27 protein-coding genes and 1 pseudogene are annotated in these 26051 nt (G+C 67.5%); 12 read left to right on the top strand and 16 right to left on the bottom strand.

What is annotated here, in order from left to right:
* Positions 1-52 precede the first annotated feature (52 nt).
* The gene (rlmF, locus tag HMPREF2716_RS25285) at positions 53-1063 is read left to right on the top strand and encodes a 23S rRNA (adenine(1618)-N(6))-methyltransferase RlmF (RefSeq protein ID WP_003162586.1); all 1011 of its coding nucleotides are present in this window, start codon (positions 53-55) and stop codon (positions 1061-1063) included.
* A gap of 90 nt (positions 1064-1153) precedes the next feature.
* On the opposite strand, the gene exoS is transcribed toward rlmF, so the two are convergent.
* Positions 1154-2515 carry a T3SS effector bifunctional cytotoxin exoenzyme S gene (exoS, locus tag HMPREF2716_RS25280; RefSeq protein ID WP_003162585.1) on the bottom strand — a complete coding sequence of 454 codons (1362 nt, stop codon included), beginning with the start codon at positions 2513-2515 and terminating at the stop codon, positions 1154-1156.
* Positions 2516-2702: 187 nt separating this feature from the next.
* On the opposite strand from exoS, the gene HMPREF2716_RS25275 reads away from it, so the two are divergent.
* A complete protein-coding gene (locus HMPREF2716_RS25275) occupies positions 2703-3053 on the top strand; it encodes a CesT family type III secretion system chaperone (protein ID WP_003111148.1) in 351 nt (116 codons plus the stop codon).
* A 290-nt stretch (positions 3054-3343) separates the two neighbouring features.
* Here the strand turns inward: HMPREF2716_RS25275 and HMPREF2716_RS29205 are convergent.
* Positions 3344-3589: pseudogene (locus HMPREF2716_RS29205) on the bottom strand (DUF2165 family protein); the annotation flags it as partial.
* A 69-nt stretch (positions 3590-3658) separates the two neighbouring features.
* The gene (locus tag HMPREF2716_RS25265; RefSeq protein ID WP_003113789.1) at positions 3659-4270 is read right to left on the bottom strand and encodes a glutathione S-transferase; all 612 of its coding nucleotides are present in this window, start codon (positions 4268-4270) and stop codon (positions 3659-3661) included.
* Between the two features lie 123 nt (positions 4271-4393).
* On the opposite strand from HMPREF2716_RS25265, the gene HMPREF2716_RS25260 reads away from it, so the two are divergent.
* A complete protein-coding gene (locus HMPREF2716_RS25260) occupies positions 4394-5290 on the top strand; it encodes a LysR substrate-binding domain-containing protein (RefSeq protein WP_003113788.1) in 897 nt (298 codons plus the stop codon).
* Here HMPREF2716_RS25260 and HMPREF2716_RS25255 read toward each other — a convergent pair.
* The gene (locus HMPREF2716_RS25255) at positions 5280-5822 is read right to left on the bottom strand and encodes a hydrolase (protein ID WP_023517987.1); all 543 of its coding nucleotides are present in this window, start codon (positions 5820-5822) and stop codon (positions 5280-5282) included. The genes HMPREF2716_RS25260 and HMPREF2716_RS25255 overlap by 11 nt on opposite strands.
* Before the next feature lie 103 nt (positions 5823-5925).
* On the opposite strand from HMPREF2716_RS25255, the gene HMPREF2716_RS25250 reads away from it, so the two are divergent.
* The 3 genes from HMPREF2716_RS25250 (at position 5926) to yejK (ending at position 8922) form a co-directional block, all read left to right on the top strand.
* Complete coding sequence (locus HMPREF2716_RS25250) at positions 5926-6396, top strand: SRPBCC family protein (RefSeq protein ID WP_023125360.1); 471 nt, start codon at positions 5926-5928, stop codon at positions 6394-6396.
* A gap of 73 nt (positions 6397-6469) precedes the next feature.
* Complete coding sequence (locus HMPREF2716_RS25245) at positions 6470-7825, top strand: TAXI family TRAP transporter solute-binding subunit (RefSeq protein ID WP_023517988.1); 1356 nt, start codon at positions 6470-6472, stop codon at positions 7823-7825.
* Positions 7826-7917: 92 nt separating this feature from the next.
* Positions 7918-8922, top strand: a complete 1005-nt coding sequence (yejK, locus tag HMPREF2716_RS25240; RefSeq protein ID WP_003113787.1) for a nucleoid-associated protein YejK — start codon at positions 7918-7920, stop codon at positions 8920-8922.
* 42 nt (positions 8923-8964) lie between these two features.
* On the opposite strand, the gene HMPREF2716_RS25235 is transcribed toward yejK, so the two are convergent.
* The 9 genes from HMPREF2716_RS25235 to HMPREF2716_RS25195 form a co-directional block, all read right to left on the bottom strand.
* Positions 8965-9876, bottom strand: coding sequence for a hypothetical protein (locus tag HMPREF2716_RS25235; RefSeq protein ID WP_003119277.1), 912 nt, complete (start codon positions 9874-9876; stop codon positions 8965-8967).
* An 88-nt stretch (positions 9877-9964) separates the two neighbouring features.
* The gene (locus tag HMPREF2716_RS25230) at positions 9965-10717 is read right to left on the bottom strand and encodes a VIT1/CCC1 transporter family protein (protein WP_003105033.1); all 753 of its coding nucleotides are present in this window, start codon (positions 10715-10717) and stop codon (positions 9965-9967) included.
* A gap of 3 nt (positions 10718-10720) precedes the next feature.
* A complete protein-coding gene (locus tag HMPREF2716_RS25225) occupies positions 10721-11656 on the bottom strand; it encodes a glutathione S-transferase family protein (RefSeq protein ID WP_003092916.1) in 936 nt (311 codons plus the stop codon).
* A 120-nt stretch (positions 11657-11776) separates the two neighbouring features.
* The gene (locus HMPREF2716_RS25220) at positions 11777-12466 is read right to left on the bottom strand and encodes a CatB-related O-acetyltransferase (protein ID WP_003105028.1); all 690 of its coding nucleotides are present in this window, start codon (positions 12464-12466) and stop codon (positions 11777-11779) included.
* A 28-nt stretch (positions 12467-12494) separates the two neighbouring features.
* The gene (locus tag HMPREF2716_RS25215) at positions 12495-12809 is read right to left on the bottom strand and encodes a GIY-YIG nuclease family protein (RefSeq protein ID WP_003119275.1); all 315 of its coding nucleotides are present in this window, start codon (positions 12807-12809) and stop codon (positions 12495-12497) included.
* Positions 12802-13503 (bottom strand): glutathione S-transferase C-terminal domain-containing protein, encoded by a 702-nt coding sequence (locus HMPREF2716_RS25210; protein ID WP_003092922.1) that lies wholly within the window; start codon positions 13501-13503, stop codon positions 12802-12804. Before HMPREF2716_RS25210 ends, HMPREF2716_RS25215 begins: the two co-directional genes overlap by 8 nt.
* A 66-nt stretch (positions 13504-13569) precedes the next feature.
* Positions 13570-14052 (bottom strand): nuclear transport factor 2 family protein, encoded by a 483-nt coding sequence (locus tag HMPREF2716_RS25205; protein WP_003118297.1) that lies wholly within the window; start codon positions 14050-14052, stop codon positions 13570-13572.
* A 70-nt stretch (positions 14053-14122) separates the two neighbouring features.
* A complete protein-coding gene (pcsA, locus tag HMPREF2716_RS25200) occupies positions 14123-14839 on the bottom strand; it encodes a phosphatidylcholine synthase (protein WP_003105024.1) in 717 nt (238 codons plus the stop codon).
* A 111-nt stretch (positions 14840-14950) separates the two neighbouring features.
* Positions 14951-15976, bottom strand: a complete 1026-nt coding sequence (locus HMPREF2716_RS25195) for an amino acid ABC transporter substrate-binding protein (protein WP_070622040.1) — start codon at positions 15974-15976, stop codon at positions 14951-14953.
* A 296-nt stretch (positions 15977-16272) separates the two neighbouring features.
* Here HMPREF2716_RS25195 and HMPREF2716_RS25190 point away from each other — a divergent pair, with 296 nt between their 5' ends.
* Positions 16273-16920, top strand: a complete 648-nt coding sequence (locus HMPREF2716_RS25190; protein WP_003105021.1) for an alpha/beta hydrolase — start codon at positions 16273-16275, stop codon at positions 16918-16920.
* Between the two features lie 15 nt (positions 16921-16935).
* Here HMPREF2716_RS25190 and HMPREF2716_RS25185 read toward each other — a convergent pair whose 3' ends face one another.
* Positions 16936-18834 carry an acyl-CoA synthetase gene (locus HMPREF2716_RS25185; protein ID WP_003119270.1) on the bottom strand — a complete coding sequence of 633 codons (1899 nt, stop codon included), beginning with the start codon at positions 18832-18834 and terminating at the stop codon, positions 16936-16938.
* Positions 18835-19117: 283 nt separating this feature from the next.
* On the opposite strand from HMPREF2716_RS25185, the gene rhlB reads away from it, so the two are divergent.
* The 5 genes from rhlB to dauR all read left to right on the top strand — a co-directional run bounded on the left by rhlB (position 19118) and on the right by dauR (position 23594).
* Positions 19118-20641: an ATP-dependent RNA helicase RhlB gene (gene rhlB, locus HMPREF2716_RS25180; protein WP_070622074.1), complete on the top strand. Its 1524-nt coding sequence runs from the start codon at positions 19118-19120 to the stop codon at positions 20639-20641.
* 8 nt (positions 20642-20649) lie between these two features.
* Complete coding sequence (locus HMPREF2716_RS29635; protein WP_019396279.1) at positions 20650-20805, top strand: hypothetical protein; 156 nt, start codon at positions 20650-20652, stop codon at positions 20803-20805.
* Positions 20802-21749, top strand: a complete 948-nt coding sequence (gene dauB / locus HMPREF2716_RS25175) for an NAD(P)H-dependent anabolic L-arginine dehydrogenase DauB (protein WP_070622039.1) — start codon at positions 20802-20804, stop codon at positions 21747-21749. The genes HMPREF2716_RS29635 and dauB overlap by 4 nt, the downstream gene beginning before the upstream one ends.
* A 22-nt stretch (positions 21750-21771) precedes the next feature.
* Entirely contained in the window at positions 21772-22899 is a 1128-nt protein-coding gene (gene dauA / locus HMPREF2716_RS25170) for an FAD-dependent catabolic D-arginine dehydrogenase DauA (protein WP_023517989.1), read from the top strand.
* A 62-nt stretch (positions 22900-22961) separates the two neighbouring features.
* A complete protein-coding gene (gene dauR / locus HMPREF2716_RS25165) occupies positions 22962-23594 on the top strand; it encodes a transcriptional regulator DauR (protein ID WP_003092943.1) in 633 nt (210 codons plus the stop codon).
* 23 nt (positions 23595-23617) lie between these two features.
* On the opposite strand, the gene HMPREF2716_RS25160 is transcribed toward dauR, so the two are convergent.
* Together HMPREF2716_RS25160 and moaA are read right to left on the bottom strand one after the other, a co-directional pair.
* Positions 23618-24409 (bottom strand): ABC transporter substrate-binding protein, encoded by a 792-nt coding sequence (locus tag HMPREF2716_RS25160; protein WP_003118292.1) that lies wholly within the window; start codon positions 24407-24409, stop codon positions 23618-23620.
* Positions 24410-25046: 637 nt separating this feature from the next.
* A complete protein-coding gene (moaA, locus tag HMPREF2716_RS25155; RefSeq protein ID WP_070622038.1) occupies positions 25047-26036 on the bottom strand; it encodes a GTP 3',8-cyclase MoaA in 990 nt (329 codons plus the stop codon).
* Positions 26037-26051: the final 15 nt, after the last annotated feature.

The raw sequence follows: 26051 nt of genomic DNA, 5'->3' as shown, positions 1-26051 counted from the left end.
GCCTCCGGCGGATGTGAATAATGCCCGCCTCGCCGTCACGGAAACCGAGAACATGCCCCGCCCGACCAGCCCGCATCCCGACGCCGAGCGCAAGAGCGCCAGCCCGCTGCACCCGCGCAATCGCCACCTGGGACGCTACGACTTTCCGCGCCTGATCGCCGGCAGCCCGGAACTGGAGCGCTTCGTCATCCTCAATCCGTACGGCAGGCAGAGCATCGACTTCGCCGATCCGGCGGCGGTGAAAGCCTTCAACCGCGCGCTGCTGCAACAGTTCTACGACGTACGCGAGTGGGATATACCCGATGGTTACCTGTGCCCGCCCATTCCCGGTCGCGCCGACTACCTGCACTACCTGGCCGACCTGCTCGGCGCCAGCCACGATGGCCTGATTCCACGCGGTCCCGGCCTGCGTGCGCTGGACGTCGGAACCGGAGCCAACTGCATCTACCCGCTGCTCGGCCACCACGAATACGGCTGGCGCTTCGTCGGCGCCGACATCGACCCGCAATCGCTGGCCTCGGCCGCTGCGATCCTCGCCGCCAACCCACGCTTCGCCGCTGCCATCGAGTTGCGCCGGCAGCCTGATCGCAGGCAGATATTCCAGAGCCTGATCGGCGTCGATGAGCGCTTCGACATGACCCTCTGCAACCCGCCCTTCCACGCCTCGCTGGACGAAGCCACGCGCGGCAGCCGGCGCAAGTGGAAGAACCTCGGCAAGCTCGACCCGACCCGTACCCTGCCGCTACTGAACTTTGGCGGCCAGGGCGCCGAGCTGTACTGCGAGGGCGGCGAAGCGGCCTTCCTGGCCGGCATGGCCGAGGAAAGCCGGGCGTTCGCCACGCAGGTGTTCTGGTTCACCACCCTGGTATCCAAGGCGAGCAACCTGCCGAACCTCCAGGAGCGCCTGAAGACGTTGGGCGCCAGCGATATCCGCGTGGTGGACATGGCCCAGGGACAGAAGCAGAGCCGCTTCGTCGCCTGGACCTACCTCGACAAGAAGCAGCGCCGGGCCTGGCGCAAGGAGCGCTGGACAGCAGCCCTCCTGGAACCACTGGGCGAATAGCCAGCACGCCTCTCCACCCGGATCCGCTGCCGAGCCAAGAATCGGACACCCCAAGGTGTCCGTTCGTGACGTCTTTCTTCTACGAACCGGTCAGGCCAGATCGAGGCCACGCATCCTCAGGCGTACATCCTGTTCCTGGACCTCGCCTGAACGTTCCGGTTTGCTTGCCAGGTCGAGAGCATCGAGCAGTCCCTGGCTATGGCCACTCTGCTCCCCCAGGGCCGCCTCTTCGAGGACCCGGCGGGTCACTCCCTGCTCATCGCTGGCGCTCAGCAGCACGCGCATGTCGGTTTCTTTGTTATAGAGAATCTCTTTTTCATTCTTGTAGTTCGATATCCCGCTGACATCGATTCCGGACCTGCCGAACACGGTGGATATCGTGCCCTGCCCGAAGCTCCTCGCGACACCGGGGTTCAGGGAGGTGGAGAGATAGCCGTCGTCGTGGCCAACCTTGCCCTCTTCCACTGCGTTGAAGGCATCCCCGCCACGGGTGCCACGGAAAGTCTTCACTACCTGTTCAGCCTGTCCGCTCTTCTCGAAGGCCGCGGACATACCTTGGTCGATCAGCTTTTGTCCCGCATCCAGCTCCTGCCCCTGACGCAGAGCGCGATTCAGGTCCGCGTAGTGAATGCCGGTGTAGAGACCAAGCGCCATCACTTCGGCGTCACTGTGGATGCCACCAGCCTGTCTGCCCAGGTACTTTTCCGCATCCGCCCCGAACCGCTTCACCAGGCCATCCGCCAGCGCCTTGTCGGCCGATACTCTGCTGACCTCGCTCTCTACCGCTTGGCGCAACAGTGCGACCTCGCTCATTACCTGATGCAACTGGTCGGTGATTTCGCGCCGCAGTTCCGGGCTTGCGTCGAGCACCAGTTGACTCGCGGCACCGCCGGTGGTGCCCCACTGCTGCAGCGCGATCCCGCCGATGCTCCGTTCGAGCAGGCGGCCAGCCTGGATACGGGACTCCTCGACCTGGCTGCCGGCACGAATGCCGGCCAAGGCGGTGCTCAGCGAACGCAGCGCCCCATCTCCGCTGGCCAGGCGGGAGTGCTCCCGGGCCAGTCCTTCCGGTGTCAGGGTCGCCAGCTCGCTCGCCTTGTCGAGTCCCTTCAAGGTCATGGGCAATGCCTGCTGCAGCACCATCTGCTTGAACACGACGGCCGAGGACATGACCGCAGGCTGCGCGTCCTGACTGGGCTGCGGCCCGGTGCGGGCGTGGGAGCCCAACAGCTTGCCCAGCCAGTCCATGATCGCCACGAAGGGACGCACGAGCGCCGCGCCCAGGCGAGCGAGCAGCCCCTCACCCTTCGGCGCGTCCTGGCGCTGGGCCAACTGCTGCGCTTCACTGGGGGTGGCGACCTGGCGGGCCTCAATCTGTCCCAAACGCCCACTGGCGGCCTGGTGCAATTCGACGGCGAAAGACGGACTCTGCTGGAGCGATTGAATATGCATGATGGTTGCCTTCTCCTGATGTTTCTCCGCCAGTCTAGGAACGGGAAACCCCATCGCCTATCAGGATTGGCCGCCGTTTTTTCACTGGAATCGGCAGCGGCAAAACCTAAAAAAAGAGAACCACGATTAACAGTCTCTCCGGGCTGGCACTGCTCTAATGGCCGCCTCCAGTGACTCGGAACACGCCATGAATCCACTCTACCGCGCCGCCATCCACCAGCTTTTTCTCGCTCTCGATCTCCCGACGCCCAATGACGAGGAGAGCGTACTCAGCCTGCAGGTGGGCCCGCATCTCTGCCATCTGGCAGAACATCCGACCGATCACCTGTTGATGTTCACCCGCCTGGAAGGACAAGGAGACGCTACGGCCAGCGAGCAGAACCTGTTCAGCCAGGACCCTTGCAAGCCGATCCTGGGCCGCGACCCCGAAAGCGGCGAACGGCTGCTCTGGAACCGCCAGCCCTTGCAGTTGCTGGACAGGGCCCAGATCCACCATCAACTCGAACAACTGGTCGCCGCCGCCGAAGAGCTGCGCTGAGCCCAGTCGGGCGAAAGGAGCCGATGCCGCAGGTTCTGCTTTCCTCGAAGAACCCCGGGGCTGAACTCCAGTGACCATGCCGAGCCAGCCGGAGCACCTGCCCTCGAGGCAGCCGGCTGCCACTGCCCGGGGGCAGTTCCAACTGCGTCAGCCCATGCAGCGCGTGCGAACAGAGGGGAGCCGAGGGACCGGGTGGCAGGAGCGAGATGCGACTTCGCGCTATCGACGGGCGTCCGGCTCGCTCCACTGTCGCCGTCCTCGCGCCCTGCTCCTCGTACCGGCAGTCCCCATCAGTTCCAGCGGACGTTGAGCACGAAGAAGTTCGCCAGCACCCAGACCACCAGCAGCAGGTGGGTCAGTTGCAATCCCTCCTGGCGGATCCAGTAGCCGAACCAGAGCCCGCCCAGCAGCATGCCGAAGAGCAAGCCGAGGGCCGCGCTCAGGACCAGGCTGAGCCAGGGCCAGGCCTCCTCCAGGCCGGCGCCGAACAGCAGTTCGCAACAACCGGTCCGGGCCGTGACGACGGCAGCGACCTGCAGCGAACCGAGGCCGGGCGCAGGCGGAGTCGAGCCGTTCGAGGGGCGCCAGCCTGGCGCCTCGCGGGCTCAGACCGGCGGCGTCTCGAGGAACACCGGCAACCCCTCCGCATAATCCGAATAGCTTGCCAGTTCCGGGTATTCGCTGGCGGCGACCCGCTCCGCGACCACCAGTTGGCTGAAGCGCCAGGCCACCGCGACGGTCACCCCGACCAGTTCGATGCCACCGTCGCGTGCCAGCGGCTCCTGGCGCAGCGCTGCCTCCAGCCAGTCGTAGGCCGCCAGCAACTGCCCCTCCACCCGCTCCAGCCAGGGGCCGTGGCGGCGTTCCTCGGGACGCAGGTTCAGTTCGTAGTAGATCTGCACGGATTTCTCGCAGGCCACCAGCGCCGCGCCGATCAGACTCAACGCCCGTGCACGGGCCTGCGGCCGTTGCGGCAGCAGACTGCGTTCGCGGCCGGCCAGGCACTCCAGGTAATCGAGGATCAGGCTGGAGTCCATCAGCACGGTGCCATCGTCCAGCACCAGCGTGGGCGCCTTGACCATCGGGTTGAACAGGCTGAACGCCTGGAAATTGCGGAACACCGACAGCGGCCGGTGCTCGTAGGGCAGGTCCAGCAGGCGCAGGGCGATGGCGACCCGGCGCACAAAAGGCGAATCCAGCATACCGATCAGTTGCATCGCGGCATCCTTTGTCGATGATTAAGCGCCGCTAAGAGGGCGACGCCTGGGAAAATCACTCTAGTCGTTGCACAACGCGAAAAATATCGAGATAAATTCAGCGAATCCTTTAGAAAAACTTACATGAGCGACCTCCCTCCCCTCACCGCCCTGCGCAGCTTCGAAGCGGTCGCCCGGCTCGGCAGCATCAGCCAGGCCGCCAGCGAGCTGCACGTCACCCACTCAGCGATCAGCCAGCAGATCAAGCTGCTGGAAAACCTCCTCGGCCTGGCCCTGTTCGTCCGCGAGGGGCGCGGCCTGCGCCTGAGCGAGAACGGCCGGTTCTACGCCCTGCAGGTACGCGCCTCGCTGGGCGAGATCGCCGACGCCACGCGGGTGGTGCGGGCGCGTCCACGGGAGGGCGAGCTGGTGGTCACGGTGATGCCGTCCTTCGGCCTGAACTGGCTGCTGCCGCGCCTGCCGCGCTTTCGCAAGCGCCATCCGCACTGTCGCGTGCGGCTGGTGGCCAGTCTTGACGTGCAGAACCTGCGCCAGGGCCTGGCCGACCTCGGCGTACGCATCGGCAAGGGCGACTGGGAAGGGGTCGGTCGGGAACGCCTGTTCGACGACGAGTTGCTGATGGTCGCCGCGCCCGACTTCAACGGCGGCCGCCTGCCGCGCACGCCGAGCGAGATCGTCGCCTGCCCTACACTGCGCTCCACCGAATCCTGGGCGCTCTGGTGCCAGCGCGCCGGCGTGGCGGAACCGCAGCACGGACTGCTGATCAATGACTCGAACCTGCTGCTGGAAGCCGTGCGCCTGGGCCAGGGCATCGCCCTGGAGCGTCGCAGCCTGGTCGCCGGCGCCCTCGCCGAGGGCCGCCTGGTGCAACTGGGCGACATCCGCGTGCCCTACCCCTATCCCTACTGGCTGGTCTGGCCGCAGCGCGAGCCGCCGAGCGACCGCCACCAGGCCTTCGCCGACTGGCTGCGCGAGGAGGCCCGGCGCTACCAGGCCGAGCAACCGCCGCTCAGCGAATGAAGTTGCGGCTGATCTCGCGGAAGCGGTCGCTGCCGGCGCGTTCCATCCATTCGAAGGCGACCATCTCCCGCGACACGATCATCGCCCCGGCCTGGCGCATCCGCTCCACGGCCAGCGCCTTGTCGCTCGGCCGCCGCGAGCCGATCGCCTCCTCCACGACGAACACTTCGCGACCACGGCCAAGCAGGTCGAGCACGGTCTGCAGCACGCAGACATGCGCCTCGCTGCCGCAAACCACGAACTGCCGGCGGTCGCCGCCGGGCGCGCGCAGCAGGGCACCGTCGGCGGCGGCCGAGAAATCCAGCTTCTCGAGGATCTGCGTGGCGTCCAGCTCATCGCGCAGGGCCGCCACCGTCGGCCCCAGGCCCTTGCTGTACTGCTCGCTGGCCAGCACCGGCACGTCCAGTACGCGGGCCACGCGCAACAACCACTGGCTGTACTCGACCAGCGCCGGGCCGTCGTCGATGGCCGGCAGCAGGCGTTCCTGGATATCGACCACCAGCAGGGTCGAGGTTGCGGCGCGGATCAGCATGGCGTCCTCCTTCGGTTCGACGTCTCGGTTCGTCTGGCTTAGGCTTGCACGGCACGGGCGCCATGGACAGCGCGTCCTCCCACAACCCTAGCAGGAGCCTGCGATGAATATCAGCCTGCATTTCGAATCACGCCTGCAGGCCAGCCCCGAACAGCTCTGGCGGTGGATCACCTCGGTGGACGGGATACTCCGCGAGATACGCCCGTTGCTGAGCATGAGCGTACCGCCCGGTATCCGCAGCCTCGAAGACCTGGAGGTGGTGCCCCGGCGCCCGCTGTTCCGCAGCCACATGCGCCTGTTCGGCTTGCTGCCGCTGGGCACTTCGCAACTGACCCTGCTGGAGCTGACGCCCGGCCGCGGCTTCATCGAACAGTCGCCGATGACCGGCATGCGCCTCTGGCGCCACGAGCGACGCATCCTGCCGGCACCGGGCGAGGCCGGGGAATGCCTGCTGGTCGACCAGTTGACCGTACGCCCGCTATTCGCCGCCGGGCTGGTACGCTGGTTCCTCACCCGCATCTTCCGGCATCGCCACCGGGTGCTCTGCCGGCAGTTCCGCGCGGACCGCCGGTGACCCTCGGCTACGCTGAGGAGTACGCCCGCCCGCATCCGTCATACCCTTCTGGAGAGCAGCACAAGGACCGCTCATGAATCGCATCAAGCACCTGCTCAAGGACCTCGCCATCCTGATCCGCGCCAACCTCTGGCTGATCCCGGTGATCGCCGCCCTGGTCGCCGCGGTGTTCTATTTCGTCGCCCCGCCGCCGCCGATGAGCGCGACCATGGCCACCGGCGCCGAGGGCGGCGGCTACGCCGTGTTCGCCGGCAAGCTCCGGGAAAAGCTCAAGGAACAGGGCTTCGAACTGAAGCTGGTACCCAGCGCCGGCTCGCGCGACAACCTGGAGCGCCTGCTCGGCACCGGCGAGGTCGACATCGCCCTGGTCCAGAGCGGCCAGGAGCGCCAGCTCGAAGCCGGGCAGGCGCGCCAGTTGCAGAGCCTCGGCGCGGTCTACCAGGAGCCGCTCTGGCTGTTCCACCGCAGCAACGTGCACATCGACCAGCTCAGCGACCTGCTGCACCTGCGCCTGGCCATCGGCAGCGACGGCAGCGGCACCCGCGCCGCCACCGAGGCGATCCTGCAGGCCAACGACATCGCCCCGGGACACTATCCGATCACCTGGGAAGCCCGCGGCGGCAACGCGGTGGTCGACGACCTGCTGGCCGGCAAGCTGGACGCGGCGTTCATCGTCGGCCCGGCGGAGAACCCGGCGATCCAGAAATTGGCCGACAACGACCAGCTTCGCCTGGTCAACTTCCGCCGCAGCGCCGCCTACGAGGCGCGCCTGCCGTTCCTCAAGCGGGTCGAGGTCGGCGAAGGCCTGCTCAACCTGCCGCGCAACGTGCCGGAACGAAACATCAGCACCCTGTCGCCGGTGGCCACCCTGGTGATCAACGAGCGCTTCCACCCGGCGCTGATCCCGCTGGTGCTGGAAGCCGCGCGCGAGGTGATGAAGGACGGCAGCCTGCTCGACAAGCCCGGCGCCTTCCCCAGCGCCGAGCCGCGCACCCTGCGCCTGCACGAGGACGCCGAGCGCTACTACAAGAGCGGCCTGCCGCTGCTGCAGCGCTACCTGCCGTTCCGCATCGCCTCCCTGGCGGACCGCTACATCATCCTGCTGATCCCGTTCATCGCCATCCTCATCCCGCTGATGAAGTCCATCGGCCCGCTGTATCGCTGGCGCATCCGCGCGCGCATCTACCGCTGGTACCGCTACATCCGCGACATCGACCGCAAGCTCGACAGCGGCACCGACGCCGAGCAACTGAGAAGCGAGATCGAGCGGCTGGAGAAACTGGAGAGCGAGCTGAACACCGTGGAGGTGCCGCTCTCCTACTACCACGAGCTGTACGAGCTGCACCTGCACCTGAACTTCGTGATCAAGCGCCTGCACGGTCTGCAGGAACGCCAGGCGACGCAGGCAGAAGCCGGCAACCTCGGGTAAACTGGCCGATCCGCGGGCGCGCCAGCGGCGTGTCCCGCAGCATCGCGGAAACCTGCGCGGCGCCGCCGATTACCTGAAAGGTCGAACCTGACATGCCGATCCATCACGCCATCGTCCACCTGATCGAGAAGAAGCCCGACGGCACCCCGGCCGTGCTCCACGCGCGCGACGCCGAGCTGGGCGACTCCCAGGCCATCGAGAACCTGCTGGCCGACCTCAACGAAAGCTACAACGCCAAGAACAAGGCCTGGGGCTTCTTCCAGGGCGAGTCCGGGGCCTACCCGTTCAGCGGCTGGCTCGGTGAGTACCTGGAGGGCGATCGCGACTTCGTCGGCTTCAGCCGCGAAGCGGTCGAGCACCTGCAGAAGCTGATGGAGGAGTCCAATCTCTCCACCGGCGGCCACATCCTGTTCGCCCACTACCAGCAAGGCATGACCGACTACCTGGCGATCGCCCTGCTGCACCACAGCGAAGGCGTGGCGGTGAACGAGTCGCTGGAGGTCACCCCGTCGCGCCACCTGGACCTCGGCCAGTTGCACCTGGCCGCGCGGATCAATATCTCCGAATGGCGCAACAACAAGCAGTCGAAGCAGTACATCTCGTTCATCAAGGGCAAGGGCGGGAAGAAGGTCTCCGACTATTTCCGCGACTTCATCGGCTGCCAGGAAGGGGTGGATTCGCCGAGCGAGACGCGCACCCTGCTGAAAGCCTTCAGCGATTTCGTGGAAAGCGAGGACATGGCCGAGGAACAGGCCCGCGAGAAGACCGAGACGCTGGTCGACTACGCCACCTCCCAGGCGCGCATCGGCGAGCCGATGACCCTCGACGCGCTTTCGGAACTGATGGACGACCAGCAACCGCGGGCGTTCTACGACTACATCCGTAACAAGGACTACGGCCTGTCGCCGGAAATCCCGGCGGACAAGCGCACCCTCAACCAGTTCCGCCGCTTCACCGGCCGCGCCGAAGGCCTGTCGATCAGCTTCGAGGCGCACCTGCTGGGCTCCAAGGTGGAATACGACGAAGAGCGCGACATGCTGATCATCCGCCAGTTGCCGACCCAGTTGAAGGACCAGCTCAAGCGGCGCAAGGACTGACCCGCGCCGCCCCGGAGCGCCGCCGGCGCTCCCTTTCCCTCCTCAGCCGCAGGCCCAGTCGAAGCGCATGTCGCGGAAATCGAGCTGGGCGTTGCCGCCGCCGAAGTTGTAGCCGCCCAGGTATTCCTCGAACTCTACGTAGAAGGGACTCATCTCCGGCACGCCCTGCACCGGACGCATGGTGCCGCCGATATGGTTCGGCAGGTGCCCTTCCACCCAGGGATGCTCGCGGTAGTTGTCGCGCTCGATCTTGCCGTCCAGCCAGTAGTGCGGCAGCTGGTAGCCGCCGTCGCCGTATTCGCTGGGCACCACCCCGGCGTTGGGGTCTTGCGCCCGCGCCGTCCAGCGCAGCGGGTAGCGTTGCTGGTGGCCGGCCGCCGGGCGGCCACCGAGGGCGCGCAGCAGGTAGTAGTCGTCCTCCGCCCAGTCCGGCACGAAGCTGGCCGCCGAACCAGCCTCCAGCCACTGCGGCGGCTCGGTCTGCGCCAACAGCGGGTTGCCCGCCGGCAGCGCCGGCGGCTGGCAGGGCGCGCCGCTGAATTCAGCGGCGTCGAGCAGGATCAACGCATAGGCGCCGCCGAGGATGTCCTCCATCCGATGCAAACGCGGATGGCTATTGCGCCCGGCCTCCCAGAACGGCCGCAGTTCCGCTTCGGCCGGCGGTTGCGCGGGCGGATCGATGAGCATCTCGCGAATGCCGTCGACGCTGGTCGGTCCACCGTCGTTCTGGTCCGGGGCGAGGGAGAAGAAGCTCAGCGCGACGATCTCCGGGCCATGCACCCGGTAGTCCTCCGGCAGCAGCAGGGTGAAGCCGTGCATCAGCGGATAGCCGGTGTCCGGATCCAGCGGCCACTGCTCCGGACGGATGCCCGGCGGCAGGCCGAAGCACCAGCCGTGGTTGGCTTCGCCGGCGTGCGCGGCGTCGTTGACGATTTCGATGTCGTAGGCGTTCATGGCCACTCCCTGGTCGGTTTTTCCTGTTCCCGGCCACGCCGGCCGGGTGTCGCAGTGTAAAACGGAGTCCCCGGCAGGCGAAGGACTTTCAGCCCAGGCCCACGCCGAGCGCGGTGCCCAACCCATAGGTGAAGGCCGCGGCAAGGGTACCGACCAGCACCTGGCGCAACGCCGAGAACGCCAGCGGCCGCCCGGTGAAACGGGCGGTGACCGCGCCGCTGAACAGCAGCGCAAGCAGGCTGGACAGCAGGCTTGCGACCAGCGCCGCGGCACCGTCGAGGAACAGGAACGGCGCCACCGGCACCAGGGCGCCAAGGGAAAACAGCAGGAACGACGTGCCCGCCGCGTTCCACGGGTTGCCGCCCAACTCCGTCGGATCGATGCCGAGGGCCTCGCGGGACAAGGTGTCCAGCGCGCCACGACCGTCGTTCATCAGTTGCAGGGCCACGCGCCGGGCGGACACCTCGCTCAGCCCCTTGGCAGTGAAGATATCGATCAGTTCCTGGGTCTCGGTGTTCGGGCAGAGCCTGAGCAGGCGTTCTTCCTCGGCGATGCGCTTGCTCGCCATCTCGCGGGCGTTGGTCACCGACAGCCACTCGCCGAGGGCCATCGAACAGGCACCGGACACCAGTCCGGCCATTCCGGTGAGGACGATGGACGAATGCGCCATGCTCGCACCCGCCACGCCCATCACCAGGCACAGGTTCGACACCAGGCCATCGTTGGCACCGAGCACCGCGGCGCGCAGCTTGGTGCCGGCGTCGCGGTCCGGCCTCGCCTCGGGCAACGCGCACTGCGGCGGATCGGCGTCCGGCCGCAGCGGCGGGGTCTCCGCCGGCATGCCTCAACGCGCCTCGATGCGAAAGCCCAGGCGCGGGAAATGCACATGCACGGTACCCGCCCGCGGGTCTTCGCGGCGCAGGATGAGTTCCTCGCTGCCGGCGAAGAGCAGTTCGCCCTGTACCGCGTCGACACCGTAGTCGGTGGCGGCGATGGCGACCGCCTGGCCGGGCAGGAAACCGTTGGGGTCGCTGAAGGATTCGTCCGGCAATGCCGCGGGCTGGCTGCCGCGAGCCACTTCCAGGGCTTCCTCCGCACTCATCTCGGCTGGCGCGCCATGGCCGAAGCCGAGCACCCGTCCCAACCAGGCCTGCACCTGCGGGTAATCGTCGACCAGCGGCGCGGTGACCGGCGTGCCCTTGAGGAACCACAGGCAGTGCGCCACGGCGAAGTCGGCGACGGACGCTTCGCCGAACAGGAAATCGCCGTCCTCGCGCGACAACTGGCGCTCCAGTCGCGCCATGAATGCCGGCCACTGGTGGCGCGCCTGTTCCAGCGGCAGGCGGCCGGCGCTGCCGCCGCTGAATAGCTGGCTGCGATCGGCCATGAAGGCCTTGAGGAATTCCGGCGGCAGCTTGCCGAAACGCACGGCGATGGACTCCGGGGCGAACGCCAGGCTTACCGCGTGCTGGAACAGCACCGCGTCGGCCCACTGGGCGAAGCTCGCGGCGACCATCTCCTGGCCTTCGGGAAACAGCGCCGGAACCGCCTTTTCCTGCTCCAGGCGACGGGCGATCAACGCGGTATCGCAATACACATCGGCGCCGACCTGCAACACCGGGGTCTTCCGATAGCCGCCGGTCAGCGCCACCAGGTCCGGCTTGGGCATCACCGGCGGAATCATCACCGAACGCCAGGACAGTTGCTTGAAACCGAGCAGCAGGCGCGCCTTCTCGGCGAAGGGCGAAGTGGGATAGTGATGCAGGATCAGCTCTGACATGGGCGCCTCCGGGCGGATGTGAGGCACCAGCTTAGCGCGGCTGGGAAAACACGCCTATGACAATCCGGGACATGAAGGGCGCCCCATCGCCTGGCCCGATGGGCCTGGCGATGGGCGCGCTCAATCCAGCCGGCACCCCTGGCGGGTGATGGTCATCCGCCGGTACGCCGCACGCGGCGCCTCGCGCGCCTCCAGGGCGGCGAGGAACTCCCGGGGTCGGTCCAGCGGCAGGCCGGTGAGGAAGGCGCTATCCAGCTCCCACCAGCGTGAGGCGAGCAGGCCCTCGATGATCTCCGGCGGATGCCGGTAGCGGATCACCTGCGCCGGAGTCCCGGCGACGATGGCATAGGGCGGCACGTCGCGAGTGACCACGGCGCGCGTGGCGATGATCGCCCCAGTCCCGACCTTGACACCTTCCATCACCATCGCGCTGTGCCCGATCCAGACGTCGTGGCCGATTTCCGCGTAGCTCAGCGCCGGCTCGTAGCGCAGCGCGGTGCCGGTGTGCTGGAAGGGGTGGCTGCTCACCCAGTCGCTGGGATGGGTGTGTTTTTCCTGGCCGATGAAGCAGTCCGAGCCGATCGAGCAGAAACGCCCGATGGACGCCACCAGGGACAGGTCGGTGCCGCTGCGCACATAGCTGTAGGCGCCGATCTCCAGCCTCGGCGGGACGATGCGCAGGTGGCCGAGTTCGACCCGCTCCTCGAGCACCAGCGTGGTGCGCTTGCCGACACTGGCCGGGCCGCCGGCCAGCTTGCAGCCGCGGCGGCGGATCCAGCGTTTCCACCAATGATTCTTCAGATAACCCACGAATACCCCATGACCGCAGATGAACGTCCTAGATTGCCGGCTCGCCGACCTCGCGCAACACCGGTACGCCGACCAACAGGCGCTCCTTGGCGCGCTTGCTCAGGGCCTTGATCGCCCGCTCGCGGCGCAGGGCGTCGCCCTTGCTGGCGCAGGCCTCGACGTAGACCAGCGCGCGGGCGGGGCTGGAATGGAAGAACCGCGCGCCCTTGCCGCTGCAATGAGTGTCGAAGCGGCGCAGCGGATCGTCGCTGATGCCGCAGTACAACGCGCCGTTTTCCGCCCTCACCAGGTAGACCGACCAACACTTCCCGATCGCCGCCGTGGCGGCCGTCGCCTCACTCACTCCAGACCCGCTCCCGCATCCGCTCGCAATACGCCACCAGGCGCGGATAGCCTCGCGCCACATGGCTGAGTGGGGTATCCAGGGTCGCCTCGATGAGGTTGGCGAGGATACCGTAAGCGGCGGCATCGGCGCTGCACGGATGTTCGCCGCCGTAGTACGGGACCTGGCCAAGCAGGCCGTCGAGGGCATCGAGGTCGTCGCGGGCGAAGGCCAGCAGTTCGTCCCTGCCGTGGACCCCGAGTCCCTGCGCCCTGAGGGTAGCGCGGACCTTGCGGCGCATGGCCCAGGCCACCGCGTCGCGCACGCCGAATGGCAGCGAGCCGAAGAACACCGGCTTGAGCACGCGCCAGCTGTCCTCGTCGAACCAGCGGAAATACAGCATCAGGTAGTACAGGTGTTCGTCGCACAGGCGCGTGATCGCCCGTGCCCAGCCCTTGCCCCGGGCATCCAGGCCGGCGTCGAGTGTGACCCCGTAGCGCTCGCCGAGGGTACGGATGACGATCTCGCTGTCACCGATCGCCTCGCCCTCGATACGCACGTAGGGCAGCTTGCCCTTGGGCGCCTTGCGCGGGTCGCTGACGACCTTCACCTGATACTCCAGGCCGGCCAGGCGCAACCAGGTTTCCAGTTTCAGGCAGTAGGGACTGGCATTGGGTACGTTGAATGCGGCGGGAAACTGGAAGAGCGTGATCATCGCGGCGTCCTGCGGGTTGTCCGCGGCGAGCTTAGGAGATTATCCGCGCTTCGGCCACCGACAGCCTCAGCCGGCCGCCGGATGGGCAGCCTGGTAGGCGGCCAGGCCCTTGCGCGCCTGCCCGCGGATCGCCCGCTGCACCGGCGGCGCCCAGCCCAGCAGCAGGCCCTTGGCGCCAAGCGCCTGGCGGCTCCAGCGCCACAGGTCGAACTGGTCGCGATGCTCGACGATCAAACCGCCGGCGAAGCGGAAACGGGCCTCGATGCGATTCTCCACCCTGCGCCCGGTCTGGGTGAACAGGTAGTGGGCCACCCATTGCGCACGCCCCTCGTTCTCGTCGGCGCGGACGTTCGCGTAGTCCAGGCGGAAGTCCCGCGCCCGGCTGGTCAGCAGGCGCCACATGTCGCCCACCTCGCGCCCGCGCAGTTCGCCGAAGGCCGGGTCGTGGAAGGTCGCCTGGGGAGCGTAGCAGGCCGCCATGGCCTCGCCGTCGAGGCGCTGGAAGGCCTGGTAGAAGCGCTCGATCAGTTCGGCGTTGGGGTGGGCCATGCGGGGTTCCTTGCGATGATAGGGACTTGCCAGGCGTCCCCAGGCGGGAACGCCGTCGTGCCGGGTCGTTTCAGCCGAACCACTCGCGGGCGCTGCGCCAGAGGCAGATACCGACGAAATAGGCCGAGGCGGCGAACCACAGGCCGAGCAGGATCGGCAGGTCGGCCGGCTGCTGAACGATCAGCAGACCGCTGCTGATCAGCCAGACGAAAGTCACGGCGATGTTCAGCGGCATGAACTGGCGCACGCGGAACGGGTGGAGGAACTTCATCCGGGTCAGGGTCAGGGCAGCCAGCACCAGCACCGTGGCGAGGTTGACCCAGGGGTGCAGGTCGAGCACGTAGAAGTACACCGCCACCACGTTCCAGGCGGCCGGGAAGCCGACGAAGTAGTTATCGGTGCTCTTCATGTTGACGTTGCAGAAGCAGAACAGCGATGAAACCAGGATCACGCCCACCGCCAGCAGCTCGAAATGCTCCGGCAGGGGGATGTAGCGGTAGATGAAGATGGCCGGGATGAACACGTAGGTCAGGTAGTCGATCACCAGGTCGAGCACCGAGCCGTCGAAATGCGGCAGCATTTCCTTGACTTCGTACTTGCGCGCCAGGGTGCCGTCGAGGCCGTCCACCAGCAGGGCCAGGCCGAGCCAGAGCAGGCAGGCCTGGGGTTTGTTGTCGACCAGCGCGAGCAGGGCCAGCAAGGCCAGGATCACGCCGCTGGCGGTGACGGCGTGGACGCCCCAGGCCTTGGCTTTGTTGATGGGAGTCATCGATAGGTTCACGGGCATTTCTCTTGTTCGGTGTTCGGCATGACGCGTCGCTCTATAGTGCACCGGCACCGGTGCGTCTGTCTGTTATCGGATTGTCGGTGCTGGCGAGAGTTCAGCCAGCCCCGCCGGTCAGCGAATCGGCGGCGCATAGTGCAGGCCGCCGAGATTCCATTGCGCGTTGAGGCCGCGCGGCATCTTCAGCGGGCTGCCGTCGCCGACGTTACGGGCGAAGATCTCGCCATAGTTGCCGACCTGGCGCACCATCTGCACCACCCAGTCGCGCGGCAGTTGCAAGTCCTTGCCGGCGTCGCCCTCGCTGCCGAGCAGGCGGGCGACGTCCGGGTTGCGGCTGTCCCTGGCCTGGCGCTCGACGTTGCTCGAGGTGACCCCCAGCTCCTCCGCGTTGAGCAGGCCGTACAGGGTCCAGCGGACGATGTTGAACCAGGCTTCGTCGCCCTGCCGCACGGCCGGGCCGAGCGGCTCCTTGGAGATCACTTCCGGCAGCACCACGTACTGCTCCGGCTTGGCCAGCTTCAGGCGCTGGGCGTAGAGCTGCGACTGGTCGGAGCTGAGCACGTCGCACTGCCCCGCCTCCAGGGCACGGGCGCTCTTCTCGTAGCTGTCGTCGAGCACCGCCTTGTAGCGGATGCCGTGGGCCCGGAAGTAGTCCGCCACGTTCAGCTCGTTGGTGGTGCCGGACTGGATGCACACCGTCGCGTCCTTCAGTTCGCGGGCGCTGGACACGCCGAGCTTGCGATTGACCAGGAAGCCCTGGCCGTCGAAATAGGTGATGCCGGTGAAGTGGATGCCCAGCGCGGTATCCCGCGAGCTGGTCCATGAGGTGTTGCGCGACAGCAGGTCGACCGTGCCGGACTGCAACGCCGAAAACCGCTCGGTGGCGGGCAGCGGGGTGAAGCGCACCTTCTCGGCATCGCCGAACAGCGCGGCGGCCAGCGCCCGGCAGATGTCGACGTCGAGCCCCTTGAAACGGCCCTTGGCGTCGGCGTAGGAGAACCCCGGCAGGCCGTCGCTGACGCCGCACTGCACGTAGCCCTTGCGCTTCACCGCATCCAGCGTCGCACCGGCCTCGGCCGTGGCGCTGGCGCCGAGGCAGACAGCGGCCAGCAGCAGCCAGGTACCTTTCATTATTGTCATCTGTTCGCCACTCCCTTCGCCGCCCCTGGGTGAACCGCCGGCCCCGCGCCGGTCGCTTCCCGGGCCGGTCGCCGCACTGTAACCGCAAGCGCCGCGGCACCGGCAGAGGTAGCCGGCGGCGCGACGGCGGCGGGCGACGAACGGCGTACCCGGCGCACTTCCCTTAGCAAAGCGCATCCGCGGGAAATTGGCGAATGCATGATCTGCGACAATCTGGCCGACTTGCGAGCGGGAAAGCGCCTGTTGTCGAATGGTCCTCCCATTCCGAACGCATATGCCCCCTGCCTGGAGCCGTCATGAGCGAACCCCTGATCCTCGATGCCCCGAATGCCGACGCCTGTATCATCTGGCTGCACGGCCTGGGCGCCGACCGTACCGACTTCAAACCGGTGGCCGAAGCCCTGCAGATGGTCCTGCCGAGCACCCGCTTCATCCTCCCCCAGGCGCCGAGCCAGGCGGTGACGGTCAATGGCGGCTGGGTCATGCCGAGCTGGTACGACATCCTTGCCTTCAGTCCGGCGCGGGCCATCGACGAAGACCAGTTGAACGCCTCCGCCGACCAGGTCATCGCTCTCATCGATGAACAGCGCGCCAAGGGCATCGCCGCCGAGCGGATCATCCTCGCCGGTTTCTCGCAGGGCGGCGCGGTGGTCCTGCATACCGCCTTCCGCCGCTACGCCCAGCCGCTCGGCGGGGTGCTGGCGCTATCCACCTACGCGCCGACCTTCGACGACCTGGCGCTGGACGAGCGCCACAAGCGGATTCCGGTCCTGCACCTGCACGGCAGCCAGGACGACGTGGTCGACCCGGCGCTTGGCCGCGCGGCCCATGACGCCTTGCAGGCGCAGGGCGTGGAGGTGGGCTGGCACGACTACCCGATGGGCCACGAGGTGTCCCTGGAGGAAATCCACGACATCGGCGCCTGGCTGCGCAAGCGCCTCTGACGCCCGGAGCTTCTCTCAGACGGCGTGCAGCCGGTAGTTCAGCGCGTAGCCGCCGAGCAGCTCTTCCAGCGCCGCCTGGCGTCTTTCGTCAAGCGCGGGAACGTGCAGGTGGGCGAGCTGGCCGTGGCGCTCGTCGGCGACCACCTCCACGCGGATATCCTCGGCGATCCTCCGGCTTTCCTCCTCCAGCACCCGGCGGATCGCGTCCAGGCGCAGCGCCGGCTTGAAGGTCTTGCCCACCGCGGTGACCGGCATGCTCTCGATCAGCCAGATATCCTTGGGCACCGCCGCGCGCTCCGGTACGTGGCGGCTGGCGTGCTCCAGCAGCTCTTCCTCGCTGGCGCTGGCGCCGGGCTTGAGCTGGATATACGCCACCGGCAGCTCGCCGGCCTTGGCGTCCGGCTTGCCCACCGCCGCCGCCAGGGCCACGGCCGGATGCCGGTGCAGCGCTTCTTCGATCATCTGTGGGTCGATGTTGTGGCCACCGCGAATGATCAGGTCCTTGCTGCGCCCGGTGAGCCAGATGTAGCCGTCCTCGTCGATACGACCGAGGTCGCCGGTATTGAACCAGCCATCGCCGATCCAGATATCGCGGTTCCGGTCCTGTTGCAGGTAGCCCTTGAACACCGTCGGGCCCTTCAGGCAGAGGTTGCCCACCTCGTTCGGCGCGGCATCGCGCAGGTAATTGCCCTCGCCGTCGAGCACCGCGACCTTCACCTGGCAGTACGGCAGGCGCAGGCCGATCGAACCCGGCCGGCGCTCGCCGCCACGCGGGTTGCAACTGGTGCCGCAGGTACCTTCGGTGAGGCCGTAGCCCTCGATCACCTTGAGCCCGGTACGCGCCTCGAACTGGCGGATCAGCTCCACCGGCATCGGCGCCGCGCCGCACAGGGCGAAACGCAGGCTGGACAGGTCGCGGCCATCGCTGGGGACCTGCAGCAACGCCGCGTAGATGGTCGGCACTCCACTGAAGCTGGTGACCCGGTAGCGTTCCACCAGCTTCCAGAAGTCCTGGATCAGGGTCGGATTGCGGTAGCCCTGGGGCCCGGCCAGGAGCACCTGGGCGCCGCGATGGAAGGGCGCCAGGCCGGTAACCATCACGCCGTTGACGTGGAACAGCGGCAGGCCGCAGAGCAGCACGTCGTCCACCCCGTAGTCGGCGTTCAGGCCCATGATCTCGGCCATCGCCACCTCGTTGAAGTGGCTGTGCGGCGCCAGCTTCGGCGTGCCGGTGGTGCCGCCGGTGTGGAAATAGGAAGCGACGTCGTCCGGATGGATCGCCCGTCCGCTCTCCAGGCGGTCTGCCGGGCAGTCGGCGATCAGCGTATCGAAGTCCAGCACGCCCTCCGGCAGCGGCCCGCGCTGGGCCTTGAGCGCCTCGCGCTGCGGCGCCGGTAACAGGTTGGCCGGATCGACCACAACGATCGCGTACAGCTCCGGCAACTGCGCGCGCAGGCCGGCGACCTTCTGCCACAGGTCGGTGCCGGGGAACGGCGCCAGGGTCACCAGCACCCGGGTGTTGGAGGCGCGGATCAGCTCGGCGATGTGCTCCGGCTCCAGCAGCGGGTTGATCGCATTGACGATCCCGGCAGCCTCGCCGCCCCAGATCACGTAGTGGGTCTGCGGCAGGTTGGGCAGCAGGAAGGACACCGCCTGGTGGCTTTCCAGGCCCAGCCGGTGCAAGGCGTTGGCGGTCTGGGTGACGCGGGCGAACAGCTCGGCATAGCTGATCCGCAACGGTTCTTCGGCGGCGCTGCCATGCAGCAGGCAGCTCAGGGCGATACGCTGGCCGTGGCGCTGGGCCGAGCGTTGCAACAGTTCGTAGGTGCTGGACGGCAGGTCGCGCTGTTCCAGCGGCACGCGTTCCAGGGCTTCGATATCGCTCAGCCCGACGATCGATGGGGACGGATTCATGGTTTTCTTGTTCTTCCGTTGGTGAGTGGGCGGACACTCGCCGGATCGCTCCGGCACCGTCCCGAAGATGCCACCCCCGTCGTCGCCCTACCGTTGTCTTTTTGTAGCGCGCCACCGGTCGCGCGCACGAGTCCTCCCGAAGGCTGCCCCGGGAGCTTCGCGCAGCCCCCTCCAGGCCCCGTCCGGCCAGGGCTGGAGGGCGCCGGCCAAGCATGGATTTCTCCCCGCTGGCAACATGCTTTACACTGGCGCCCGTTCATTCCTTAACCACTACGAGATCGCCGTGCTCAAAGCACTCAAGAAAATCTTCGGCAAGGCCGACGGAACCCAGCCGCAGAGCGGTTCCTCCCCGGTCCCGCAAGGCCCTGCCGGCGCTACCGCGAAAGGTACCGCCCCCACCGGCGAAAAGCCGACCGAGAAACGCCCACGCAAACCGCGCCCCGCGCGCGCCGACAACGAGTCCGGCGCCCCGCGCGCCGCTGAAAAGGCCGAGAAAGGCGAAAAGCCCGCCAAACCCGCCGGCAAAGAAGGCCGGGACGCCAAGCCGCGCAGCGACAAGCCGCGCCGCGAACGCAAGCCGAAGCCGGTGGACAACTGGAAGCTGGAAGACTTCGTGGTCGAACCGCAGGAAGGCAAGACCCGCTTCCACGACTTCAACCTCGCCCCGAGCCTGATGCACGCCATCCATGACCTCGGCTTCCCCTACTGCACCCCGATCCAGGCGCAGGTACTGGGCTTCACCCTGCGCGGCCAGGACGCCATCGGCCGCGCCCAGACCGGCACCGGCAAGACCGCCGCGTTCCTCATCTCGATCATCACCCAATTGCTGCAGACCCCGCCGCCGAAAGAGCGCTACATGGGCGAGCCGCGCGCGCTGATCATCGCCCCGACCCGCGAACTGGTGGTACAGATCGCCAAGGACGCCGCGGCGCTGACCAAGTACACCGGGCTGAACGTGATGACCTTCGTCGGCGGCATGGACTTCGACAAGCAACTCAAGCAGCTGGAAGCGCGCTTCTGCGACATCCTGGTAGCCACCCCAGGCCGTCTGCTGGACTTCAACCAGCGCGGCGAGGTGCACCTGGACATGGTCGAGGTGATGGTCCTCGACGAAGCCGACCGCATGCTCGACATGGGCTTCATCCCGCAGGTCCGGCAGATCATCCGGCAGACCCCGCACAAGGGCGAACGCCAGACCCTGCTGTTCTCGGCGACCTTCACCGACGACGTGATGAACCTCGCCAAGCAGTGGACCGTCGATCCGGCGATCGTCGAGATCGAGCCGGAGAACGTCGCCAGCGACACCGTCGAGCAGCATGTCTACGCCGTGGCCGGCAGCGACAAGTACAAGCTGCTGTACAACCTGGTGGCACAGAACAACTGGGAACGGGTGATGGTCTTCGCCAACCGCAAGGACGAAGTCCGCCGCATCGAGGAACGCCTGACCAAGGACGGCATCAGCGCCGCCCAGATGTCCGGCGACGTACCGCAGCACAAGCGCATCCGCCCCCTGGAAGGCTTCCGCGAAGGCAAAATCCGCGTCCTGGTGGCAACCGACGTGGCCGGCCGCGGCATCCACATCGACGGCATCAGCCATGTGATCAACTTCACCCTGCCGGAAGACCCGGACGACTACGTGCACCGTATCGGTCGTACCGGCCGCGCCGGCGCCTCGGGCACCTCGATCAGCTTCGCCGGCGAGGACGATGCCTTCGCCCTGCCGCCGATCGAAGAACTGCTGGGCCGCAAGATCACCTGCGAGATGCCGCCGGCCGAACTGCTCAAGCCGGTACCGCGCAAGCACTGAACGCAGGCATGGAGAAAAAAGGCGAAGCCATCCGGCTTCGCCTTTTTCGTTTCTGCGACACGCAGGTGCCGCCGTCGGTCATCGAGGCAGGGCGGCGCTTGCCCGGCAATACCTTAAAGTCCAGAATGGACAAATTGTTTACATCCATTCCGGAGATCGCATGAGCGCCGCCACTCCCCTGATCGTCCAGCAGGCCGAAGCCGAGCAACTGCTCGCCCGTATCGACGTCCTCCAGGCCATGCGCCAGCTGTTCCTCGACCTGGCCGCCGGCCAGGCGCTCCAGCCGGCCCAGCAACTGGTGGAGTTCCCCGCCGGTCGCGGCGACTTCATCAACTACCTCGGCGTGCTCGCCCAGGAACAGGTCTACGGAGTCAAGACTTCGCCCTACATCGTTCGCGAACAGGGCCCGTTGGTCACCGCCTGGACCCTGCTGATGTCGATGCAGACCGGCCAGCCCTTGCTGCTCTGCGATGCCGCCCGGCTGACCACCGCGCGCACCGCCGCCACCACCGCCGTGGCGGGGGATGCCCTGGCTCCGGCCGAGGCCTGCCGCCTGGCGCTGATCGGCAGCGGACCGGTGGCCCATGCCCACCTGCAATACGTGAAGGGCCTGCGTGACTGGCAGGGCGTGCGAGTCCACTCGCCGTGCCTGGACGAGCGCCGCCTGCAAAGCCTGCGCGCCATCGACCCGCGCGCCGAAGCCGCCGGCAGCCTGGAGGAAGCGCTGGACGAAGCCGATGTGATCCTGCTCTGCACCTCCTCGGCCCGAGCAGTGATCGACCCGCGCCAACTCAAGCGCCCGGCGCTGGTCACCTCGATCAGCACCAACGCGCCCCGCGCCCATGAGGTACCGGCGGAAAGCCTGGCGGCCATGGACGTCTATTGCGACTACCGGCACACCACCCCAGGCTCCGCCGGCGAGATGCTGATCGCCGCCGAACAGCATGGCTGGAGCCCCGAGGCGATCCGCGGCGACCTCGCCGAACTGCTCAGCGCCCAGGCGCCACGTCCGGAATACCGGCGCCCGGCGTTCTTCCGCTCGATCGGCCTGGGCCTGGAAGACGTAGCCCTGGCCAACGCCCTCTACCGCCTGCGCCAGGCAGGCTGATCGCGTGATGCAGGAGAGCAGCATGATCGAAGCGGATTACCTCGTCATCGGTGCCGGCATCGCCGGCGCATCCACCGGCTACTGGCTGTCGGCCCACGGCCGGGTCGTGGTGCTGGAGCGCGAGGCGCAGCCCGGCTACCACTCCACCGGCCGCTCCGCCGCGCACTACACGGTGGCCTACGGCACACCCCAGGTGCGCGCGCTCACCGCCGCCAGCCGGGCCTTCTTCGACAACCCGCCGGCCGGCTTCTGCGAGCATCCGCTGCTCAGCCCGCGTCCGGAAATGGTGGTCGACTTCAACGACGATCCGGAAGAACTCCGCCGTCAATACGAAAGCGGCAAGGCGCTGGTGCCGCAGATGCGCCTGCTGGACGCGGAACAGGCCTGCTCGATCGTGCCGGTGCTGCGTCGCGACAAGGTCTTCGGCGCCACCTACGACCCCACCGGCGCCGACATCGATACCGACGCCCTGCACCAGGGCTACCTGCGCGGCATCCGCCGCAACCAGGGGCAGGTCCTGTGCAACCACGAAGCGCTGGAGATCCGCCGGGTCGACGGCGCCTGGGAAGTCCGCTGCGACGCCGGCAGCTACCGCGCGGCGGTGCTGGTCAACGCCGCAGGCGCCTGGTGCGACGCCATCGCCGGGCTGGCCGGCGTCCGCCCACTGGGCCTGCAGCCCAAGCGCCGCTCGGCCTTCATCTTCGCCCCGCCGCCGGGCATCGACTGCCACGACTGGCCGATGCTGGTCAGCCTCGACGAATCCTTCTACCTGAAGCCGGACGCCGGCATGTTGCTCGGCTCGCCGGCCAACGCCGATCCGGTCGAGGCCCACGACGTGCAGCCCGAGCAACTGGACATCGCCACCGGCATGTACCTGATCGAAGAAGCCACCACCCTCACCATTCGCCGCCCGGAACACACCTGGGCAGGGCTGCGCTCGTTCGTCGCCGACGGCGACCTGGTGGCCGGCTACGCCGCCGATGCGGAAGGCTTCTTCTGGGTCGCCGCCCAGGGCGGCTACGGTATCCAGACCTCGGCGGCGATGGGCGAGGCCAGCGCCGCGCTGATCCGCCACCAGCCGCTGCCGGCGCACCTGCGCGAGCACGGCCTGGACGAGGCGATGCTGTCGCCGCGCCGCCTGTCCCCCTGATGACCCGGCGGCGGGTTTGCGGCACACTCGCCTCGCCCGCCGTCCCACGAGAGTTCCTGCGCATGAGCCCGAGCCAAGACCCCAGCCTGGAGAACTACCGGGCGATCGCCGACGGCATCGCCACCCTGTTCTTCCCCCACGCCGAAGTGGTCCTGCACGACCTGCGCAGCCAGCGGGTCGACTACATCGCCAACAACCTGTCCAAGCGCGAGGTCGGCGACGACTCGGCGCTGGAAGACATGCTCGAAGGCGATAGCGACGAGCGCAACATCGGTCCCTACGAGAAGCTCAACTGGGACGGGCAGAAGATCCGCTCGGTCAGCACCGTGCTGCGCGACGCCGCCGGCCAGCCGCTGGCGGTGCTGTGCATCAACCTGAATATCAGCCTGTTCGAGAGCGCCAAGGCGGCGCTCGACCTGTTCCTCTCGCCGAGCAAGCTGATCCCGCAACCGGACGCGCTGTTCCGCGACGACTGGCAGGAGCGCATCAACACCTTCCTGCACGGCTGGCTGCGGCAGCGCCAGCTCGGCTTGAACCTGCTGACCCGCGAGCACAAGCGCGAACTGGTCCTGGCCCTGCACGCCGAGGGCGCGTTCAAGGGCAAGAGCGCCGCCAACTATGTGGCCAACGTGCTGAACATGGGCCGGGCGACGGTCTACAAGCACCTCAAGGAGCTGAAGGAAGGCGGCGACTGACGGCAGCCGCCGCCGGCGAGCGGTCAGTCGCCGTAGATGTCGCTCTTGAAGTACTTGCCCTCGATGCGCTTGTAGGTCCCGTCGGCACGAATCGCGTCGATCGCCGCGTTGAGCTTGCCGACCAGCTCGGCGTCCCCCTTGCGCACCGCGATCCCGGCGCCCTCGCCGAAGTATTTCGGGTCCTTGAACTCCGGCCCGACGAAGGCGTAGCCCTTGCCGCGCGGGGTATCGAGGAAGCCGGTCTGCAGCGGGATGGAGTCGGCGAAGGTGGCGTCGAGGCGGCCGGCCACCAGGTCCAGGTAGATCTCGTCCTGGCTGGTGTAGCGCACCACTTCGGCACCGGCCTTGGCCAGCACCGCACTGGCGAAGCGGTCGGCGGTAGCGCCGCGCTGCACGCCGATGCGCTTGCCGGCCAACTGGCTGAAGCTGTCGTCGAGCTGGGCGCCTTCCTTCATCACCAGGCGGCCCGGCGTGAAGTAGTACTTGTGGGTGAAGTCCACCGAGCGCCGGCGCTCCTCGGTGATGGTGATGGAGGACAGCGCGGCGTCTATCTTGCGAACTTTCAGCGAGGGAATCAGGCCGTCGTACTCCTGCTCGATCCACTGGCACTTCACCTGCATCTGCGCGCACAGCGCGTTGCCGATGTCGTAGTCGAAGCCGGCCAGTTCGCCTTCGGCGGTCTTGAAGGAAAACGGCGGGTAAGCGGCCTCGATGCCGATTCGCAGGTTGCCATCGGCGGCGACGGCGGATCCGCTGGCGAGCACGCCGAGCAGCAGGCCTCCCAGCAGGTTCTTGGTGTTCAGCGACTTGATCATGGACGACTCCAGGGGTGACGAAGGTGCGCCCGCGGCCCGGGCGGGAAACAGACGGTGATCCGTCTTTATACTTTTCGTCCAATCTGGACCAAAAAGTATACATCGTCAATCGCCGTCCCTCCTCCGCTACCCCTCCTTACCTCCTTCGAGGAATAGGCCCGCCGGCCCGCGGGACTTAGTCTTGAGCCATACACAGCCACCCCGCGAGGTGTTCCGCTACGCAGACATCACCCCTTGCTCCATTTCAGCTATCACGGTTAAGGCTCTATTTACGCCTGGATCCCCGCGTCACGCTCATGCCGCGGGGATTTTTTCGTTTCGTCAACGCCCTTGAGAGGCTTCGCTACCCGTCGCAAGCCGCGCTCCGCCAGCTAGCGCGCCCAGGTCGGCGCCGAGCGCGAGTACCGAAGGGTGCCTGAGCGACGTACGGGACCCGGTCGGGCTGGACATGCCCGGCCACCCGGACGCGCGGCGCAGCTAGGTGATCGCACGCAGTTCCTGCGACGGTTATGCCGTGATGTTTTCCGGGGGCGAGCTGTACAGCAGCGAGACCGGCGACGAGACCCTGCTGGCCTACCAGAAGAGCGGCCTCGCCCTGGCCGCTGGCGAAGGCCCGCTGGAGGCGCCCCGAGTCGCCTCAGCCGCCGCTCATGTTCATGAAGCGCAGCACCTGCACCTCGCCGGCGGCGCTGAATTCATGGCGCGCCGGCTTGCGCTGGAGCGCCTCGCCGATCGCTTCCAGCAACGGCCCGTCGTGCAGCGGGTGGCGGCGCAGCAGCGCGCGCAGGTCGAGCGAATGCTCGTGGCCGAGGCACAGCAGCAGGCGGCCCTCGACGGTCAGGCGCAGGCGGTTGCAGGTGGCGCAGAAGTTGTGCGAGTGCGGCGAGATGAAGCCGATGCGTGTCTGCGGATGCTCGACCAGGCGCACGTAGCGCGCCGGCCCGCCGCTCTGCTCGGCGCTGTCGAGCAAGGCGTGGCGCTGGGCGATCAGCGCGCGTACTTCGTCGCTGGAGCAGAAGCTCTCGCCACGTTCGCGGCCGACCTGGCCAAGCGGCATCTCCTCGATGAAGCTGATATCCAGGCCGCGGGCGATGGTGAAGTCCACCAGCGCCGGCACCTCATCGGCGTTGCGCCCCTTCATCACCACCGCGTTCAGCTTGATCCGGCGGAAACCGGCGGCCTGGGCGGCGTCGATGCCGGCCAGCACCTTGTCCAGCTCGCCGTTGCGGGTGATCGCCCGGAAGCGCAGCGGATCGAGGGTATCGAGGCTGATGTTGAGACGCGACAGGCCGGCGTCGTACAACGGCCGGGCGTAGCGCACCAGTTGCGAGCCGTTGCTGGTCATGCACAGTTCGCGCAACCCCGGCAGTGCCGCCAGGCGCTCGCACAGGCCGACGATGCCGGGCCGCACCAGCGGCTCGCCGCCGGTCAGGCGCAGCTTGCGCACACCGCCGGCGACGAACAGCCGGGCGACCCGCTCGATCTCCTCCAGGGTCAGCACCTGCTGGCGCGGCAGGAAGCGCATGTCCTCGGCCATGCAGTAGACACAGCGGAAGTCGCAACGGTCGGTGACCGACAGGCGCAGGTAGTCGATCTGTCGGCCTTGGCCATCGATCCAGTCGGTCATGTCCTGGGTACTCCG

It is taken from the genome of Pseudomonas sp. HMSC076A11 (genome assembly GCF_001810205.1).
Lineage (GTDB): Bacteria > Pseudomonadota > Gammaproteobacteria > Pseudomonadales > Pseudomonadaceae > Pseudomonas > Pseudomonas aeruginosa.
This window is presented reverse-complemented; position numbering and strand designations above follow the sequence as displayed.